The sequence below is a fragment of the Rhodobacteraceae bacterium M382 genome, from assembly GCA_025141015.1.
Taxonomy (GTDB): Bacteria; Pseudomonadota; Alphaproteobacteria; order Rhodobacterales; family Rhodobacteraceae; genus Aliisedimentitalea; species Aliisedimentitalea scapharcae.
The window spans coordinates 2378817-2397930 of sequence record CP081098.1; the positions used below are offsets into that span (position 1 = coordinate 2378817).

Here is a 19114-nt window from a genome sequence, read left to right on the forward strand (position 1 = left end):
ACGGGTGCGCCGCTAAACCTGTGCCGAACCGCCACATTTCCTGCCCGAGACGAGACCCAGAATGCCGACGCTCAATGACATCCGTTCAACCTTTCTGAACTATTTTGCCAAGCAAGGGCATGAAGTCGTTTCTTCCAGCCCGCTTGTTCCCCGTAATGATCCTACGCTGATGTTCGTCAATTCGGGGATGGTGCAGTTCAAAAACCTGTTCACCGGGGTGGAAACCCGGAACTATTCTCGCGCGACCACCGCGCAGAAGTGTGTGCGCGCAGGCGGCAAGCACAATGATCTGGACAACGTTGGCTACACAGCACGCCACCACACTTTCTTTGAAATGCTCGGCAATTTCTCGTTTGGCGATTATTTCAAACATGAGGCGATCCCCTTTGCCTGGGAGTTGATCACCAAGGAATACGGGATCGACAAGTCGCGTTTGTTGACCACGGTCTATCACACCGACGACGAAGCCTTTGAGATCTGGAAAAAGCTGGGTGTGCCCGAAGATCGGATCATCCGCATCGCGACGTCGGACAACTTTTGGCAGATGGGGCCGACCGGGCCCTGCGGACCCTGCACCGAGATTTTTTATGATCATGGCGATCATATTTGGGGTGGGCCTCCGGGATCGCCCGAGGAAGACGGGGATCGGTTCATCGAAATCTGGAACATCGTTTTCATGCAGAACGAACAGTTCGAAGATGGCTCGATGATCGACCTGGAAATGCAGTCGATTGATACCGGTATGGGGCTGGAGCGGATTGGGGCATTGCTGCAAGGCAGCCATGACAATTATGACACCGACCTGTTCAAATCCCTGATTGAGGCCAGCGCGCATGCTACCAGCGTTGATCCCTATGGTGACAAGAACGTGCACCATCGAGTGATTGCCGACCATCTGCGCTCGACGTCGTTTCTGATTGCCGATGGGGTGATGCCGTCAAATGACGGGCGTGGCTATGTGCTGCGTCGGATTATGCGGCGGGCCATGCGCCATGCGCATCTGTTGGGGGCCAAGGATCCCGTCATGCATCAACTGGTGCCTGCGCTGGTCCAACAAATGGGCGCACAGTACAAAGAGTTGGGCCAGGCCCAATCCTTGATCGAAGAGACGCTGCTGTTGGAGGAAACCCGGTTCAAACAGACTTTGGATCGCGGCCTGAAGCTTCTGGACGATGAGCTTGCCGGTCTGGCAGAAGACGCATCGCTGTCGGGTGAGGCGGCGTTCAAGCTGTATGATACATTTGGGTTCCCGTTGGATTTGACGCAGGACGCGCTGCGTGAAAAGGGGCGTGATGTAGACACCGACGGGTTCGATGCCGCCATGGCCGAGCAGAAGGCCAAGGCCCGCGCAGCCTGGTCTGGGTCGGGCGATGCAGCGGACAATGCGATCTGGTTTGATGTGTTGGATGCCGGTGGGGCGACGGATTTCCTGGGTTATGACACGGAAAAGGCCGAAGGTCAGATCCAAGCGCTGATCGTGGACGGGGCCAAGGTCGACAAGATCGAAACCGGGGTTTCGGGATGGGTCGTGGTCAACCAGACGCCGTTTTATGCGGAATCCGGGGGCCAGGTCGGTGACACAGGTGTGATACGCCGTCTGGACAATCGCGATGATGTCGCTTTGGTCGAGGACACCCGCAAATTTGCCGATGGCAAGGTCTTTGCCCATAAGGTGACTGTGGAACGTGGTACGCTGGCTATGGGCGAGCCGGTTGAATTGGAAGTGGACCACACGCGCCGCAGCGCCATCCGTGCGAACCACTCGGCCACGCATCTGTTGCACGAAGCATTGCGCGAGACGTTGGGCGATCACGTGGCACAGCGCGGGTCGTTGAATGCCCAAGACCGGTTGCGGTTCGATTTCAGCCACTCCAAAGCGCTGAGTGATGGGGAACTGGCCACGGTTGCGGCGGATGTGAACCGCTATATCCGGCAGAATTCGTCGGTTGAAACCCGGATCATGACACCGGATGACGCACGCGGAATCGGCGCACAGGCGTTGTTCGGTGAAAAATACGGTGACGAAGTGCGCGTCGTATCGATGGGGCGGGCCGAAACTGGCAAGGGGCAGGACGGCATGACCTGGTCGATCGAACTGTGTGGCGGTACCCATGTCAGGCAGACCGGCGATATCGGAACTTTTGTCCTGTTGGGCGACAGTGCCAGCAGTGCCGGTGTCCGCCGGATCGAGGCGCTGACCGGTGCCGCGGCGTTCGAACATCTGTCGACCGAGGCCGGACGGATGTCGGATGTGGCCGGTATGCTAAAGGCACAGCCGTCGGATGTGGTGGACCGTGTCAAGGGGCTGATGGATGAACGCAAGGCGCTTCAGAACGAAGTTGCGACCCTGCGCCGTGAGTTGGCGATGGCCGGTGGAGCCGGGCAGGGCGCGGGTCCCGAAGCGCGCGAAATTAACGGCGTAAAATTCCTGGCTCAGGTCTTGTCTGGCGTGTCGGGCAAGGACCTGCCAGCGTTGATTGACGAACACAAAGACCGCCTGGGATCGGGTGCCGTGCTGTTGATCGCCGACACCGGCGGCAAGGCAGCCGTTGCTGCCGGGGTGACCCAGGATTTGACCGGTACAGTGTCCGCCGTGGATCTGGTCAAGGCCGCAGTGGTCGAATTGGGCGGCAAGGGCGGCGGTGGCCGTCCTGATATGGCACAGGGCGGCGGCAAGGACGCGACAAATGCAAATGCAGCGATCAAAGCTGCTGAAATCGTTTTGGGAGGATAAGATATGGGCGCACTTTGGATCGCACATGTAACCGTAACGGATGCCGAGGCTTACGGAAAATATGCCGAGCTTGCCGGGCCCGCAGTGGCCAAGCACGGCGGAGAATTCATTGCCCGGGGTGGTCGGTTCGTTCAGCTCGAAGGCAAGGAACGCCCGCGCAATGTGGTTGCCAAATTCCCCAGCGTGGATGCTGCGGTCGATTGCTACAACTCTCCCGAATATCAGGACGCGCTGAGCCATGCGCGCGGAGCCTCTGAACGGGAACTGATGGTGGTTGAAACCACGGATTGATCCAATCCATCGAACCCGAGTAGCAAAATGGCCCGCCCAGAGATTGGCGGGCCATTTTCAATTAAATCAACCGCTTCAGTTGCAGTCTTTGTCCGCAATTTCCAATGTGCGATCCAGGATTTCGATCCCGGACATCAGATCCTCGTGCGAGATATTGAGCGGCGGTGTCAGGCGGATGACATTGGAGAAGAACGACAGGTACAGCCCGTTGTTCATCGCATACCCCATCATGTCGTTCATCGGTTTGGCCGCGTCGCCCTTGGCCGCAAAAGGCACCAGCGGTTCGCGCGTGGCGCGGTTTTTCACCAGCTCGATCCCGTTGAACATGCCTTTGCCCCGGATGTCTCCGATACAGGGGTGTTTCTCGGCCAGCTTGTGCAGTTCGGCCCGCAGTGTTTCACCCATGGCAGTGGCATGGGCCAGGGTGTCTTCCTCCTGCATGGCGCGGATGGCCGCAACACCGCTGGCACAGGCCAGGGGGTGACCGGCATAGGTCAGACCGCCAGGCAGGGGCGTATCGCGCAGCCAATTGTGGATCTCGGTCGAAACCGACATGGTGCCCAACGGCACATAGCCCGAATTGATGCCTTTGGCCGATGTGATGATGTCCGGCTGCACCCCCCAGTGGTTGACAGCAAACCATTTGCCGGTCCGTCCGAACCCGGCCATGACCTCGTCTGCGATCAACAGGATGCCATATTTTTCGCAGGTCGCCTTGATCGACTGCAGATACCCGTCGGGCGGGACAAGGATGCCATTGGTGCCCACGATCGGCTCCAGGATCACTGCCGCAACCGTGTTGGGGTTTTCATACATCAGTAGCTCTTCGAGATGCGGACCGCCCTGGGCCACGGGACATTTGGCCGGATCGGTATGCCCCGTGGGCAGCCGATAGACATAAGGGTCCAACATCCGGACAATTCCGGGCATGTCGGCGCGGGTCAGATGGTGGCGGGGGTCTCCGGTCAACGACAAAGCGCCACCGGTGGCACCGTGATAGCTGCGGTAGCGGGCGATGATCTTGGTTCGGCCCGTATAATGACGAGCGACGCGGATCGCGGTTTCATTGGCCGCCGATCCGCCGGTGGTGAAAAAGGTCGACGTGATATTGTCTGGCGTGATCTCATTCATGATCGCAGCCAATTCGCTGCGAACGTCCGACCCCATGGCCGGGCTAATATAACACAGCTTGTCAGCCTGATCCTTGATCGCTTGAATGATCTTGGGGTGCTGGTGACCCAGGTTGGCATTCACCAGCTGGCTTTGAAAATCGAGATACCGTTTGCCGTCGCTATCCCAGAACCAGGAGCCCTGCGCCCCGGTGATAACGCGGGGGTGACTGCCTTGTTTTGACCAGCTTTGCAGATAATGGTCGGCATGCATGTCGCGCACCCATTCCGGATCATGGGTTGGATAGGCGTTGGAAAGGTCATCCATGGTTCAGATTCCCATCTGTTTCGGGTTTGGGAGAAGGGTGAGGTCAGGCACCGTAAATTGCAACCGGCGCGCCGAGAGAGTCGAAATCAGGGCGCACACCCAGTCCGGGCGTGTCGGTGGCGAACAGCCGGCCATCCGCCGTGGTCGGTCCACCGACCCCTGTGTTGCGAGTGTTGTAGTTCATCAAATCCGTCGAATTGATCAACATTTCGGACGGCGTCGAAGCCGCAAAATGAGCGACAGCGGCGGTGGTAATCTGCCCGCCCCAGGTGTCTTCGCTGACCACCGGAATGCCGTGATCGACCAAAAAGTCACGAACCCTGCGGGCTTTGGACAATCCACCAAGGTTCGAAATCTTGAGACAACAGATTTCTGCCCCCCGGTCGTTGACGATGCGGCGCGCCATGTCGATTCCGGTGACACATTCGTCCAGCTTCATTGGCTGCTGGGCCACCCGGCGCACCTGCTGGCATTCCTCATATGTTCGACAGGGTTGTTCCAGGATAAAATCCAGATCGCGGGTGGCACGGGCGACCCGCAAGGCATTATCGACGCGCCAGCCCTGATTGGCATCAGCCATTGCCTTTTCCCCAGGTTTCAACAGCGGAACGGTGCTGCGGATCCGGTCGATATCGGTGACCCAGTCGCCGCCGACCTTGATCTGGAACTGGCGATATCCGGCCGCGCGGTGGTGTTCCATTTCAGCGATGGTTTCTTGCAACGGTTTTTGCGGGGCAACCCGATACATGGGCGCACCATCGGTCAGCTTGCCCCCCATGAGCATCCAAACCGGCTGTCCGCTGGCCTGACCCAGCAGATCCCAGAACGCCGCATCAAACGGAGCCTTGGCATAGCCATGTCCCTGAACGATGTGGTCCATCAGGCGTTCCATCCGCCCAACCTGTCGCGGGTCTTCGCCAATCAGCTGGGGGGCAACCAGCCGCGCCAATGCCGCGACCCCTTCGGAATGCGCAACCATGTAGTTTTCGCCACAGGGGGTGAATTCACCACATCCCTGCAGACCTGCGTCCGTGTCGATGACCACGACCGAAGCCGAAGCGGTGCTGATCGGATTGCCCGCGCCCCAAGTATAGGTGCCGCCAACATAGGGCAGGGGAGTTTTATAGATCCGAATTCGCGTGATCTTCATAATGGGTTCCTTCAGGGCGTCACAACTATGTTGCCAACATGCTGTTTCTGCAAAAAGATCTCTTGCGCGCGGGCCAGATCCTTGAGCCCGAAGGTTTCGGCCAGCAAAGGTTTCAGCGCGCCGGTTTCGATCATGCCCACAACCCGGTGCATGGTGCCCGGCGGACAGATGGTGGCACCGGTCAATTGCAGGTCCTTGTAAACCAGCTGGCGCAGATCGAATTCGGCCATTGGCCCGGCGATACACCCCGACGTTGAATAGCGCCCGCCCTGACGGAGCGCATTGATCAGCGCCATGAACATAGGGGCCCCAACCACATCCAGCGCAATGTCCACAGGGCCCTGGGCTGCGGTGCGGATTGCGGTCTCCAGATCGTCGGTGTTGCGATCGATCACAATCTCCGCGCCCAGATCGCGCAGCAGGTCGGCCTTGGTCAGGCTGGCGACTGCGATCACCCGGCATCCGCGCAGGCGGCACAGCTGGATCGCGGCTGATCCGACCCCGCCCGACGCCCCAGTGATCACAACCGTTTCGCCCGGGCGCGGCGTTGTCCGATTTACCAGGTTTTCAGCCGTTGTATAGGCACAGGGAAACGTGGCGAGTTCCGCGTCGGTGAGATCAGAGGTCACAGGCAACGCATTGGCGGCCCGTACCTTGGTGTATTCGGCGAAACCACCGTCACATTCGGACCCGAAATAGCCGGAATTTGCGGTGTTCTGCCAATCTCCATGCCCCAGCAGCCAGGGATCAATCATCACCCGTTCGCCAATGCGCCCCGGATCTGTATCTGGGCCCACCGCAACAATGCGCCCCACCACGTCAGCGCCCTGGATCACCGGAAAATGGATTGTGCCGCTGCCCCAGGTGGCCTCGGTATCGTCAATGGTTTCGAACCCATCCGCTCCACCGTCACCGATCGCCTGATCGACGGTTTTGGAATACCAGGCGGTGCGGGTGTTGATATCGGTGTTGTTCAGCCCGCAGGCCCCAACCCGGATCACCACCTCGCCCGGGTCCGGGCGCGGTGTCGGGACATCTGTATAGACCAGCTTGTCCAATCCGCCGTGCCCGGTGAGCAGCACGGCCTTCATGGTGGCAGGAAGAGGGGCAGCGTGGCTCACTCTGCCGCCTCCAGCACCGCGTCGGTTCGCGGTTTTTGTGACATCGGGTCATAGGCGGGTTCACCCAGAATGCGGCCTGCGCGCGGCTCACCGGCGACGATGACTTCAACCTCGGTGCCAGGCACATTGACGTGCGGTTTGACATAGGCAAAGGCCAGGATCTTGCCCACCGTATGCCCATAGGCCACCGAAGCGGTTGAGCCGACGACCTCGCCATTCAGCTTGATCGCCTCGCCGCCATGACCGTCCTCGACACCGTCAGGATCAATTTCCAGATAGGCGCAGATCCAGGGTTGTTCATCGGCCTCGGCGCTGGCGCGGGTGGCTTCGACCCCCAGATACTCCTTGTCCAATCGGGCAAAACGCATCACGTCGGCCTCGGGCAGGGTGACCTCGTTGGTGAGCTCTCCGGCGCCCTTGAACCCTTTTTCCATCCGCAGGGCGTTCATCGCAAATGAACCATAATCGGCAATGCCGTGCGACGCGCCCGCCGCCCAAAGCGCGGTATAGACATCGACACAGGCAGCGTCGGGCATGTGCAATTCCCAGCCCAATTCACCGGCATAGGACATGCGGAAAGCCCAAACCTGATGCCCCGCCACCGTGATTTCCTGTGCTGACAGCCAGCGGAACCCGGCATTGGACAGGTCCGCATCCGTACAGGCGGCCAGAACGTCACGCGATTTCGGCCCGTTCAGCGACAGCGCCGACCAATCCTCGGACAATGTGGTGATCGCGACATCGGCATCATTGCGATTGTGGGTCAGATGGTCCAGCAGGCGCTGTTCAAAGAAGGCAGCACAAACCAGATAATACCGATCCGCCGCCATGCGCACGATGGTGGTTTCCAATTCGATCCGGCCACGACGGTTCAGCATATGGGTCAAGGAGATCGACCCATTCTTTTGCGGCATCCGGTTGGCGGTCAGCCGGTCCAACAGGGTATAGGCATCCGGGCCGGAGACTTCGACCTTGGTAAAGGCGGTGACATCCATGATGCCGACCCGTTCCCGCACAGCGCGGCATTCGGCACCGACCATGTCGAAGACTTCATTGCGGCGGAACGAATAATGGTCGCGCTGTTCCACACCGTCACGGGCAAACCAACGGGGGCGTTCGTGGCCAAACACCTCTTCATACACCGCGCCCTTGTCCCGTAGGAGGTCGTAGAGCGGCGAAGGTTTGATCGGACGGCCCGCCAGACGGTTGAAATGGGGGAACGGGATTTCGTGGCGCAGCTTGTAATCCTCATGCGCCTTGATCACCTGCCAGTCCTTGACCGCATAGGAGCCGAACCGGCGGGGGTCATAGTCGCGCATGTTGATGTCGGCAGCGCCATGCACCATCCATTTGGCCAATTCACGCGTCAGCCCAGGACCCCACCCAATGCCGATCTGGGTGCCACAGCAGCACCAGTAATTCTGTACGCCGGGGGCAGGCCCAACCATCGGGTTGCCATCGGGTGGATGTGAAATCGCACCGTGAACCTCGCGTGTGATACCCAGGTCGGCAAAAATCGGCATGCGTTCCAGCGAGTTTTCGAGCCAGGGCATGACCCGGTCATAATCGGCCTCGAACAGCCAGTTTTCATAGTCCCATGGGCATTCATCATGCCAGACCGAATTCGAGTTCTCCTTTTCGTAGATCCCGATCAGGCCCTTTTTCTGTTCCATCCGAATATAGCCGGATACCTGTTTGTCGTCGCGAATGACCGGCAGTTCCCGTTCCAGATTCTGAAATTCGGGGACCTCTTCGGTGACGAAATAATGGTGTGTCATGGAGGTCATCGGCAGCTGCAGGCCGGACCATTCGCCCATCTGGCGTGCATAGGTGCCCCCCGCATTCACCACATGTTCACAGGTGATGGTGCCGTGATCGGTCTCGACCACCCAATCTCCCGCGTCGTTTTGGCTTATGTTGGTGGCCTGACAGCGGCGAAAGATTTTCACCCCTTTTTGGCGGGCACCCGTGGCCATGGCCATGGTGACGTTGGAGGGGTCCACGTGACCGTCATCGGGGGTGTATAGCGCGCCCAGGACGCCGTCCAGATTGTAGAATGGGTGTTTTTCCGCAATGAAATCAGGGCCTACCAGTTCAATGTTGAACCCCAATGCGCGACCCACTGACAGGGTGTGGCGCAGCCAGTCCATTTCATCATTGGTATAGGCCAGGCGGAAACTCCCGCAGCCATGCCAGGTCACCGCTTGTCCGGTTTCTTGCTCCAGCTTGTGGGAATACAGACCAATGTTGTAATCCACCATCTTGCCCAATCCATAGGAGCTGGTGGAGTGGGTGATCTGCCCGGCGGCGTGCCAGGTTGATCCACTGGTCAGTTCGGCCTTTTCCAGCAGAACCGTATCATCGCCCCATCCTTCGTGGGCAAGATGATAGGCTAGGCCACAGCCCATAACGCCGCCTCCGACAATGACGACCTTTGCGCGTGCGGGGAATTCTTTGGAGGACATCGCTCACTTCCTGTTCGAGAGTCGCAGTTTTCGATGGACAGGGTTAGGGATCAGATGTACCACCGTCAATAGAAAATGGGACAAATGTTCGCATTGGCGAATTCTGGGGATTTGAAGAGGACTTGAATGGGACAAAAAAACGTATCTTCTGCAGTGCTTCAGCGGCTTTCGAGTGAGCTGGACGATCTGACACCAGAGGCACAGAAGGCCGCACGCTATGTTCTGGAAAACCCACGGGATGTGGGGGTGTCGACCGTGCGCGAGATCGCGGATGCGGCGGATGTCAAACCCAACACCGTGGTCCGCATGGCGCGCCAGGTTGGGTTTGATGGCTATGACGATTTCCGTGAACCGTTTCGTGAAGCGATCCGCCAAGGGCAGGCGTCGCTTCCGGATCGGGCGCGGTGGTTGCAGGACATGCAGAAACGCGGCGGGCTGGCCGAATTATATGCCGATATGGTCTCCAGCACGCTGCGCAATATAGAAGACACGTTTTCCGGTATTGATGAATCCGAGCTGAGCGCAGCGGCCGCCAAAATCTGGGAGTCACGCAACGTGTTTACCCTGGGTGTTGGGGTCAATCACGCCAATGCCAGCAATTTTACCTATCTGGCCCGCACTGGAATGGTTCAATTTCATGCCATTCCGCGCGCTGGATCGACCGCGATTGACGATCTGGCCTGGGCGGATCAACGCGACGTTCTGATCGCCATCACATGCCGTCCGTATCGCTCCGAGGTGGTCAACGCCGTGCAGGTTGCCAAAGAGCAGGGAATGACGGTGATTGCCTTGTCGGATTCCCCTGCCTCTCCGATCATACGCGCCGCAGACCACGGGTTTGTCATGTCCATCGACACCCCCCAGTTCTTTCCATCATCGGTCCCGACCATTGCGCTGCTGGAAACATTGCTCAGCTTTGTTATCGCGGCTGCGTCAGACAAAGTGGTGGATCGGGTCGAAAAGTTCCACGAACGTCGCCACCAACTCGGCTTTTATCAGGATGATCCATCATGAACATTCCCCTGACACACTCTTTGGAAGCCCGCTATTACACGGACCCCGAAATTTTCGGCAATGAGCTGAACGGTTTGCTGTCGCGTACCTGGCAATTTGCCGGGCATGTGGCAGATATTCCCAATGTCGGGGACTACTTTGCCTTTGAGATTGCCGGGCAAAGCCTGTTTGCCATCCGGGGCCGCGACGCGGTGGTGCGCACGTTCTACAATGTGTGCCAGCATCGCGCCCATGAAATGGTGTCGGGTACCGGCAATACGCGCGTTGTGGTCTGTCCCTACCACCAATGGACCTATGAGCTGACCGGGGGGTTGCGTGCCGGGCCCAACGTCAAATCGGTGCCAGGGTTTGACCGCGAAAAAATCTGTCTGACCGAGGTGCGAACCGAAGATTTCAATGGATTTCTGTTCGTCAATCTCGACAAAGACGCCGCGCCGATGGATGACTGGTTTCCCGGTGTGCGCGCTGAGTTGCGCAAATACGTGCCTCATATCGACACGTTGGCACCGCTGGAATGGGTCGAATGTCCTGAGAATTGTAACTGGAAGGTGTCGGTCGAAAACTATTCCGAATGTTACCATTGCCCGACCAACCATCCGACCTTTGCCGAAGGGGTGGTGAAACCCGAAACCTATGACATTCAGCCCGACGCCGGCGGCGGATATGTGCTGCGCCATGTGACGGAATGCCAAAGCCTCGAGTCGATGACCTATCCCATTGATCTGGACAGCAACGAACATGCCGGCGACTACCAAAGCTGGTTCCTGTGGCCGATGTTTTCATTCCAGTGCTACCCAGGCAATGTGTTGAACACGTATCACTGGCGGGCCAATGACGTGGACAATTGTACGGTTTGGCGTGGTTGGTACACCGAAAACGGCCACGAAAGCGATGTGATCCGCGGGTTGGCGGTTCAGGATCGCGAAACCACGGTCGAAGAGGACATCCGTCTGGTGGAATCCGTGCATCGCGGCCTGAAGTCCAAGGGATATGTACCAGGACCGTTGGTTTTGGATCCTGCTTGTGGCGTCATGAGCGAACATTCGATTGCAAAACTTCAGCAATGGATGCGCGAAGCGGTGGACTGATCGCGACCCCATCCAGTCCAGGTGATCCCATACGCCAGGGAGGCAGATATGACGGACCGCGTCGAGGTGTTCTACTCGCTGCAAAGCGATTACTGCAACGCTCTGCTGGATCGGCTCCTGGGCCTACGGGACCAGGAGATCAGTGTTGTGATCCGTCCAATCCTTGGCGGTCTTTTGCGCCTGGCTGAACGCTACCGGGATCGCGACGCGCTTGAGCAATCCTGTTTTGAACGGGACACCAGGCGTATCGCTGAAATGCTGGGGCTGCCTCGCGCCCATCCCGATCCTTTCCCCAGTCAATTGGCCCCCGGATCGCCCTGGATCGCCGAGTCAGAACAGCCGCTCAACCGCTATCTGAACCGGCTTTATGTCGGTGCGGCGCAGGTCGCAGTGACGTTGCAGATCGGGCAGCCGACGAACGGTTGCCCGGTGCCGAGAAAATACAGATGACTTGCCGAAATACGGCGATTCTGCCGAAGACACCCGCCGTTGTGGCGGCGGGCGGACAAACATGAAAAGGACAATCTCATGAGTTTTGACGAAGACCTGTTCCTGAAAGGCCTGGAGCAGCGCAAAGCGACGCTGGGCGCGGAATATGTGGAAAAGAACCTGGCCGCAGCGGATGATTTCACCCGCCCGTTTCAGGAGGCGATGACCGCCTGGTGTTGGGGGTTTGGCTGGGGTGATGATGTGATCGACCCCAAGACCCGTTCAATGATGAACCTGGCGATGATCGGTGCATTGGGCAAAATGCACGAATGGGAAATCCACTGCAAAGGCGCGTTGAACAACGGCGTGACCAAAGAAGAAATTCGCGCGATTATTCATGTGGTTGGCATCTATTGTGGTGTTCCGCAGTCGCTGGAATGTTTTCGCGTGGCCCGCAAGGTGCTCGAAGAGCGCGATCTCTTGTGATTGCGCAGCGTCGCCGCGGCAAAGGGCGCGGCGACGCTTATATGGACCGGATATTGCCCCAGGAGCTGCTGCGCTCAATCGGGCAGGGACACTGCGATGTCCTGGACCAGACGACCATCCTCGCGGGAAAATACCAAAATTCTGTCGTCATGCGTCACCACGGCGAACCAGGTTGCGCCCTGGGTAAAGGCCTGCGGCCGTGTCCCATCGGGCAGTACGATCTGATCGGGCAGAGCCATCTGTGCCGGGCCTGATTTCAGGCGGGTGACAAGCAGACCGACGACGATTACAACGCCGACAATCATCACGGCCGTCAGAACGGTCACCAGTACCCGTAGAAACCGAAGGTTGGCCGGCAATTCCGGCTGAGGAGAGTCGTCCATGACAACCACGCGCGTTACGTTTCAGATCGCGGAAAACCCGCCTGGTCGTCTTGATAAGGCGCTTTCGCGGGATGTGCCAGAGGCCGCAACCCTGTCACGGACCCGGTTGGCCCGGTTGATCGACCAGGGGGCGGTTTTGATCGATGGACAGGTGGCCAGCGACCCCAAGGCCAAAGTGGCCGAAGGGGCCCAGGTCGAAATCACCATCCAACAGGCCGAAGACAGCCACATCGGCCCCGAAGATATCCCGTTGGATGTGGTGTTTGAAGATGATGACCTGATAGTGGTCAATAAACCGGCGGGCATGGTGGTACACCCTGCGCCGGGGTCTCCGAACGGGACTTTGGTCAATGCTCTTTTGCATCATTGCGGGGATGATTTGTCCGGGGTCGGCGGGGTCAAACGCCCCGGTATTGTGCATCGGATCGACAAGGAAACCAGCGGATTGCTGGTAGTGGCAAAATCGGACGCCGCCCATCAGGGACTGGCGGATCAATTTGCGAAACACACGGTCGAACGCTATTACCGGGCCATCTGTTTTGGGGTGCCCGATGCCAATGATCCCAGGTTGCGCGGGGTCAAGGGGGCCAATTTCGAGTCCGGAAACATCCTGCGGATCACCACACAATTGGCACGCCACAAGACGGATCGCCAGCGCCAGGCCGTTCTGTTTCAGGGCGGGCGCCATGCGGTGACCAGGGTTCGGATTGTGCAGCCGTTTGGCACACCGCATGTTGCGACTTTGGTTGAATGCTGGTTGGAAACCGGCCGCACCCATCAGATCCGTGTGCATATGGCCCATGCCGGGCACGGTTTGATCGGGGATCCTGTTTATGGCGGGCGGCGCAAATTGGCAGCCAAATCGCTGCCACAACCTGCGTTGGACGCCATTCAGGCGTTTCCCCGTCAGGCGCTGCATGCTGCGGTTCTGGGCTTTGTGCATCCTGTCAGCGGTGACTCCTTGCGGTTCGAAGCCCCGTTGCCCGAGGACATGCGTGCGTTGCTGGCTGTGATGGGGCAGGGCTGAAGCTGTAACCAAACGCACATCTGCGCGAGGTTTGGATGTGTGCCTTTTCCTAATTTTTCTTTAACGCAATACTGGTACCACCCCTTGAAAGGGGCGAATTGCTGACCCATATGGAATGATGTTAAGTCCTTAAACATTGGGAGGGACAGCCGAATGGCCAATTATGCAAACCTGCCTGCGCCGACACCGGAAGGTGGATTGAATCGCTATATGCAGGAGATCCGCAAGTTTCCGCTGCTGGAGCCGGAAGAGGAATACATGCTGGCAAAACGCTGGGTCGAAGAACAGGACACCCAGTCTGCGCACAAGATGGTGACATCACACCTGCGGCTCGCCGCCAAGATTGCGATGGGCTATCGCGGCTATGGGTTGCCGCAGGCCGAAGTGATTTCCGAGGCGAATGTCGGGTTGATGCAGGCCGTAAAACGGTTTGACCCCGAACGCGGTTTCCGACTGGCCACCTATGCCATGTGGTGGATCCGGGCGTCGATCCAGGAATATATCCTGCGGTCCTGGTCGCTGGTAAAAATGGGGACAACCAGTGCCCAGAAGAAGCTGTTTTTCAACCTGCGCAAAGCCAAGGCCAAGATTGGTGCCTTGGAAGAAGGCGATCTGCGCCCCGAGTCGGTCAAACGGATCGCAACCGATTTGGGTGTGACCGAAGCCGAAGTGATCAGCATGAACCGGCGGATGTCCGGTGGCGATGCGTCGCTGAACGCCATGGTCGGCTCCGAAGGCGACAGCGCCATGCAATGGCAGGACTGGCTGGAAGACGAGGATGCGGATCAGGCGGGTGATTACGAGGCCAAAGACGAGCTGGACGCGCGCCGCGAACTGTTGGCACAGTCGCTTTCTGTTCTGAATGATCGGGAAAAGGATATTCTGACCCAGCGCCGCCTGGCCGAAAAGCCGCAAACGCTCGAAGAATTGAGCACGCAGTATAATGTCAGCCGCGAACGGATCCGTCAGATCGAGGTCCGGGCCTTTGAAAAACTGCAAAAGAAGATGCGCGAGCTTGCGCAGGCCAAAGGTATGTTGACGTCGGCCTGACCGCAGGAAGCCTGAACACCCCAAAGCCCCGGACAAAAATCCGGGGCTTTTTTGATGCAGACTGCTATTTGAGTCGGGCCATCAGGACCCGAACCATATTTTGACCTGCGACTTTGCGGATCTGGGTGTCGCTCATCCCCTGATCCAACATTGCCTGGGTCAGCGCCGCCAGCTCTGATGTATCAAATCGGGTAGCGACAGAGCCGTCGAAATCCGACCCAAGCGAAACGTGATCTTCGCCCACGACCGAAATTGCAGTTTTGATGGTTTTGGCAATCCCGACCGGAGTGTCGTCACAGGTGACATCTGCCCAGTACCCAATACCGATCACGCCGCCTGTGGCTGCGATCTGGCGCATCAAATCATCTGGATAATTGCGTTTCACCGGGCAATGCGAATACACGCCGGTGTGGCTGACGACGATGGGTATGTCAGTCATCCCTAGAACATCGCGGGCCACCTGGGGGCTGGAATGGGCGATATCCAGAATCAACCCGCGATCCACCACCTGCCGGACCACGTCGCGTCCAAAATCCGAAAGGCCGGTGTTGCCATTCCCGTGCAGCGAGCCGCCCAACGCATTGTCAAAAAAATGGTGCAGCCCAATCAGGCGATACCCGGCATCCTCAAGCGTTTGCAGGTTTTCGATCTTCCCCTCCAGCGGATGGGCACCTTCGGTGCCCAGAATGCCACCGACCACTTGCTGGCCTTGTTCGCGGTCGTGCAACAGAGCTTCCAGATCTGACCGCGATCTTAGAATTCGCAAGGTTCCGCCCGATCGGGTTTCAAAATCCGCCAGGCGTTCGGCCTGATACAATGCGCGTTGCAACAGGGACCCCCAGGTGCGTATCGGCCACAGCTGGCCAACAGCCAACAGGGTAATGTTGTCCATCGCATCGGTTTCATTGTGATCGTAATTCTGACCGGCAGGGGATTTGGTCACCGCAGTAAAAACCTGCAATGCGACGTTGCCTTCGATGAGACGTGGGATATCGACCTGTCCCCTGGTACCGCGTTGGGTCAGGTCCCGGTTCCACAGCAGCGGGTCGGCGTGCCAGTCCCCGATCACCATACTGTCGTGCAGGGCCTGTGCCGACGTGGAGATCGGGTAAGGATCATGTGGTTTGACGACATTTCGGCTGCGTTCAACGTAACCGGGGGCAAAGGCGAAAAAAACTCCTGCCAGCAAGAGGATCACCGCCATCAGTCGGCCCAGCCATTTTCCAATCCTGCGCATGTACCTATTCCTTGATCTGCCTCGGTGTCAGGCTAGGGGAGTGGCCGGATCCGACAAAGCATAACGTCGCTACCCCTTTGCAACTTGGGATCGCAACGCTAAATTGCGTGATCGGTGCAGGTTATGTCCGGAGGATGTTATGGCAGGTGGATGGGCCCGGGATGGGGCGGTGAGCGAACAGATCGAGGCGTCGATCTCGGACGAATTGGCCCGGATGCAGGCGGCCAAACGCCCCGTGGGGGCGAGCCTGAGCCATTGTGCCGAATGCGAGGAACCGATCCCCGAAGCCCGCCGTCAGGCCATCCCCGGTGTAAAGCTGTGCATTGAGTGCATGCAGGAACGCGACGCCAGCGTTCAGGCGCGTGGGGGTATCAATCGGCGTGGATCCAAGGATAGTCAGCTAAAATAGGATCAGGCTTGGTCATGACTCCGGGGGAATAGCTGCAATTCATTTGTCTATTTGGATCTGTTGTCCTGCGCTGCGACCAGATTCTGGGTCAGTTTCCGCAATCCAAATACGAGCGACTGAAGGTCCTCGATTTTCATCCCAGTTCCTGCGATCATACAGGCAGTAATGTCTGCCGCGTGGTGTTTCAGCTCGCGCCCGCTCTGTGTCAGACGCACAAAAACCTGACGTTCGTCCTGGAGGCCACGGTGGCGCGACACATGGCTCAAGGACTCCAGCCGTTTGATCAATGGCGTCAGTGTGCTGGATTCCATCATCAACTGCTTGGCCAGCTGGCCGACGCTTTGCCCGTCGGTTTCCCATAACAGGGTCAGGGTAATATATTGTGGATAGGTGAGCCCAAGAGGTTTCAGCAGGGGCGTATAGGCCCTGTTTATGACGTGCGCTGCGTTGTAGGTCGCAAAACAAAACATGTCATCGGCGTATTCAGGAAGAGGATGTGACATTCGGACTCGGTTAATTACGTGCAGATTAGATCGTCCACGATTTTAGCAGATTGACAGCGCATGACAAAATTATTTAGTTGTTGGTCGAAAATAATCGTGCACGATTTAATTGGAGGAAGTCATGTCCTGGTTACCGACACTCATCACCGATACACCTGAGCAAGGTTATGAACTTGCTATAAAAATGTCCCGGATGGCGGTAAAAATGACGCAACCGGATGATGCAGCCCGCGGACGAATGCGCCCCGAGTATGCAAATAATGCTGACAGTCTGATCATGTCGTCTCACGTCGTGGCCACGAATTTTCAGACCGTTGCTCAAGCCAATGATTTTTGGCGTCGCTAATCGTTTGGGAGCGTTTTGACCGGAAACTCAGCTGTCGTCGCATGAGCTGCGGGTGTGATAGTCATTTCCAAACTGTGCAAGCGCCCAACAAGGACGCTTGCAGGTTTGTTTGAATGATCAGTCTTCCATCGCTTCCAGTTCGTCAATGAACCCTGAAATCATCGACAACCCTTTGTCCCAGAACGTCGGATCCGACGCATCCAGACCAAAGGGGGCCAACAGTTCCTTGTGGTGCATCGATCCACCTGCGCGCAGCATGTCGAAATACTTGTCCTCGAACCCTTCGGCACCCGAGGCATAAACCGAATACAAGGCGTTCACCAAGCCGTCGCCGAACGCATAGGCGTAGACATAAAACGGTGAATGGACAAAGTGCGGGATATAGGCCCAGAAGGTTTCATAGCCTTCCATGAATTCGAACGCTTCGCCCAAGGATTCCGCCTGTACTGACATCCACAATGCATTGATGTCATCCGGGGTCAGTTCGCCGTCCGACCGGGCAGCATGCAATTTGCATTCAAAGTCATAAAAGGCGATCTGACGCACAACCGTGTTGATCATGTCCTCGACCTTGCCCGCCAACAGGATCTTGCGCTGCTCCTGGGTTTCGGCCGCATCCAACATTTTGCGGAACGTCAGCATTTCACCAAAAACAGAGGCAGTTTCAGCCAATGTCAGCGGCGTAGACGACAGCATTTCGCCCTGATCTGCGGCCAGAACCTGGTGGACACCATGGCCCAGTTCATGGGCCAATGTCATCACATCGCGCGGTTTGCCCAGGTAATTCAGCATCACATAGGGATGCACGTCGGTGACGGTCGGGTGGGCGAACGCACCTGGTGCCTTGCCCGGTTTCACGCCGGCATCAATCCATCCCTTCGAAAAGAACGGAGCCGCGATTTCGCCCATACGCGGGTCAAAAGCCGAATACGCATCCATCACCAGCTTTTCGGCCTCGTCCCAGCCAACGACACGGCTGTCTTCCATAGGCAGCGGCGCATTGCGGTCCCAGACCTGCATGACGTCCAGACCCAGCCATTTTCGCTTCAACTCATAGTAGCGATGCGACAGCTTGGGGTAGGCGGCAACAACCGCTTCGCGCAGCGCTTCGACCACTTCGGGTTCCACGTCATTGGACAAATGGCGCCCCATTTGCGCCGACGGCATACCGCGCCAGCGATCCAGGATTTCCTTTTCCTTGGCCTGGGTATTGTGCACCCGGGCAAAGGTTTTGATGTTGTCCTGAAACACCCGTGCCAATTCGCGGCTGGCGGCTTCGCGTTTGCTGCGGTCCTGTTCTGTGAGCAGGTTCAGCGTGCCTTCGATGTTCAGTGTCTCGCCATCAACGGTGAATTCGAGCCCGGCGATGGTTTCGTCGAACAACCGCTCCCACGCATCACCAACAACGCCCAGATCGTGCAGGAATTTCTCCAGTTCGTCGCTGAGCTGATAAGGCTTCATGGCGCGGATGCGGCGAAATACGGGTTCATAGCGGGCCAGATCAGTGTTGCTGGCGAAATGAGCGGCCAGAACATCGTTTTCGATCCGGTTGAGTTCCAGCGTAAAGAACACCAGCGGGGTGGTGAAGATAGTGATCTTCTCCTGCATGTCGGACAGGAATTTGGCCCGGTCCGCATCTGTTGTCAGCTGGTAATAGCGCAGGCCTGCATAGGACATGATGCGTCCGGCAATGGCGTTGATCTTTTCGTTTCGCAGCACACAGTTCAGCAAGCCATCCGCATTCAAATCTGCGAGCTTTCCTTCGTAATCCACTGCAAACGCGGAACATTCCGATTCCAGCCATTCGAGATCACGGGTCAGCTCCGGGGCGTCTTCACCGGGGTACAGGTCGCTCAGATCCCATTCGGGCAGACTGCCGAGACCGTCAGAGCCTGAGCTCGCATTGGCGTCGCGAACGGGAAAGGGAAGCTGGAACATGGATTA

The 19114-nt window shown here is 57.8% G+C and carries 18 protein-coding genes; 10 read left to right on the forward strand and 8 right to left on the reverse strand.

Going from position 1 to position 19114, the window contains the following annotated elements; translation table 11 throughout:
• The first annotated feature begins 61 nt into the window (after positions 1 to 61).
• Entirely contained in the window at positions 62 to 2734 is a 2673-nt protein-coding gene (alaS, locus tag K3727_11105; GenBank protein ID UWQ89379.1) for an alanine--tRNA ligase, read from the forward strand.
• A 3-nt stretch (positions 2735 to 2737) separates the two neighbouring features.
• Complete coding sequence (locus K3727_11110; protein UWQ89380.1) at positions 2738 to 3025, forward strand: DUF1330 domain-containing protein; 288 nt, start codon at positions 2738 to 2740, stop codon at positions 3023 to 3025.
• A gap of 75 nt (positions 3026 to 3100) precedes the next feature.
• On the opposite strand, the gene K3727_11115 is transcribed toward K3727_11110, so the two are convergent.
• Genes K3727_11115 through K3727_11130 form a run of 4 tightly spaced genes read right to left on the reverse strand, consistent with a single transcriptional unit; the run spans position 3101 to position 9198 of the window.
• On the reverse strand, positions 3101 to 4462 hold the full coding sequence (locus K3727_11115; protein UWQ89381.1) for an aminotransferase class III-fold pyridoxal phosphate-dependent enzyme: 1362 nt from the start codon (positions 4460 to 4462) through the stop codon (positions 3101 to 3103).
• Between the two features lie 43 nt (positions 4463 to 4505).
• Positions 4506 to 5612, reverse strand: coding sequence for a mandelate racemase/muconate lactonizing enzyme family protein (locus K3727_11120; GenBank protein UWQ89382.1), 1107 nt, complete (start codon positions 5610 to 5612; stop codon positions 4506 to 4508).
• Positions 5613 to 5623: 11 nt separating this feature from the next.
• Positions 5624 to 6703, reverse strand: a complete 1080-nt coding sequence (locus K3727_11125; protein ID UWQ93350.1) for an alcohol dehydrogenase family protein — start codon at positions 6701 to 6703, stop codon at positions 5624 to 5626.
• A 26-nt stretch (positions 6704 to 6729) separates the two neighbouring features.
• Entirely contained in the window at positions 6730 to 9198 is a 2469-nt protein-coding gene (locus K3727_11130; protein UWQ89383.1) for an FAD-dependent oxidoreductase, read from the reverse strand.
• A 126-nt stretch (positions 9199 to 9324) separates the two neighbouring features.
• On the opposite strand from K3727_11130, the gene K3727_11135 reads away from it, so the two are divergent.
• The 4 genes from K3727_11135 (at position 9325) to K3727_11150 (ending at position 12215) form a co-directional block, all read left to right on the forward strand.
• Positions 9325 to 10212, forward strand: coding sequence for a MurR/RpiR family transcriptional regulator (locus K3727_11135; protein ID UWQ89384.1), 888 nt, complete (start codon positions 9325 to 9327; stop codon positions 10210 to 10212).
• Entirely contained in the window at positions 10209 to 11300 is a 1092-nt protein-coding gene (locus tag K3727_11140; GenBank protein ID UWQ89385.1) for an aromatic ring-hydroxylating dioxygenase subunit alpha, read from the forward strand. Before K3727_11135 ends, K3727_11140 begins: the two co-directional genes overlap by 4 nt.
• Positions 11301 to 11348: 48 nt before the next feature.
• On the forward strand, positions 11349 to 11750 hold the full coding sequence (locus tag K3727_11145) for a hypothetical protein (protein UWQ89386.1): 402 nt from the start codon (positions 11349 to 11351) through the stop codon (positions 11748 to 11750).
• Positions 11751 to 11828: 78 nt separating this feature from the next.
• Positions 11829 to 12215, forward strand: coding sequence for a carboxymuconolactone decarboxylase family protein (locus K3727_11150; GenBank protein ID UWQ89387.1), 387 nt, complete (start codon positions 11829 to 11831; stop codon positions 12213 to 12215).
• A gap of 74 nt (positions 12216 to 12289) precedes the next feature.
• Here K3727_11150 and K3727_11155 read toward each other — a convergent pair whose 3' ends face one another.
• On the reverse strand, positions 12290 to 12598 hold the full coding sequence (locus tag K3727_11155; GenBank protein UWQ89388.1) for a hypothetical protein: 309 nt from the start codon (positions 12596 to 12598) through the stop codon (positions 12290 to 12292).
• On the opposite strand from K3727_11155, the gene K3727_11160 reads away from it, so the two are divergent.
• A complete protein-coding gene (locus tag K3727_11160; protein ID UWQ89389.1) occupies positions 12597 to 13625 on the forward strand; it encodes an RluA family pseudouridine synthase in 1029 nt (342 codons plus the stop codon). The genes K3727_11155 and K3727_11160 overlap by 2 nt on opposite strands.
• Positions 13626 to 13778: 153 nt before the next feature.
• Positions 13779 to 14675: an RNA polymerase sigma factor RpoH gene (gene rpoH, locus K3727_11165; GenBank protein ID UWQ89390.1), complete on the forward strand. Its 897-nt coding sequence runs from the start codon at positions 13779 to 13781 to the stop codon at positions 14673 to 14675.
• Between the two features lie 64 nt (positions 14676 to 14739).
• Here the strand turns inward: rpoH and K3727_11170 are convergent, their stop codons facing one another.
• On the reverse strand, positions 14740 to 15912 hold the full coding sequence (locus K3727_11170; protein ID UWQ89391.1) for a membrane dipeptidase: 1173 nt from the start codon (positions 15910 to 15912) through the stop codon (positions 14740 to 14742).
• Positions 15913 to 16051: 139 nt separating this feature from the next.
• On the opposite strand from K3727_11170, the gene K3727_11175 reads away from it, so the two are divergent.
• Positions 16052 to 16321 carry a DksA/TraR family C4-type zinc finger protein gene (locus tag K3727_11175; GenBank protein ID UWQ89392.1) on the forward strand — a complete coding sequence of 90 codons (270 nt, stop codon included), beginning with the start codon at positions 16052 to 16054 and terminating at the stop codon, positions 16319 to 16321.
• A 47-nt stretch (positions 16322 to 16368) separates the two neighbouring features.
• On the opposite strand, the gene K3727_11180 is transcribed toward K3727_11175, so the two are convergent.
• The gene (locus K3727_11180) at positions 16369 to 16791 is read right to left on the reverse strand and encodes a MarR family transcriptional regulator (protein UWQ93351.1); all 423 of its coding nucleotides are present in this window, start codon (positions 16789 to 16791) and stop codon (positions 16369 to 16371) included.
• Between the two features lie 154 nt (positions 16792 to 16945).
• Here K3727_11180 and K3727_11185 point away from each other — a divergent pair, with 154 nt between their 5' ends.
• Complete coding sequence (locus K3727_11185) at positions 16946 to 17170, forward strand: hexameric tyrosine-coordinated heme protein (GenBank protein UWQ89393.1); 225 nt, start codon at positions 16946 to 16948, stop codon at positions 17168 to 17170.
• A 117-nt stretch (positions 17171 to 17287) separates the two neighbouring features.
• Here the strand turns inward: K3727_11185 and K3727_11190 are convergent, their stop codons facing one another.
• On the reverse strand, positions 17288 to 19108 hold the full coding sequence (locus tag K3727_11190; GenBank protein ID UWQ89394.1) for a M3 family oligoendopeptidase: 1821 nt from the start codon (positions 19106 to 19108) through the stop codon (positions 17288 to 17290).
• Between the last annotated feature and the right edge of the window lie 6 nt (positions 19109 to 19114).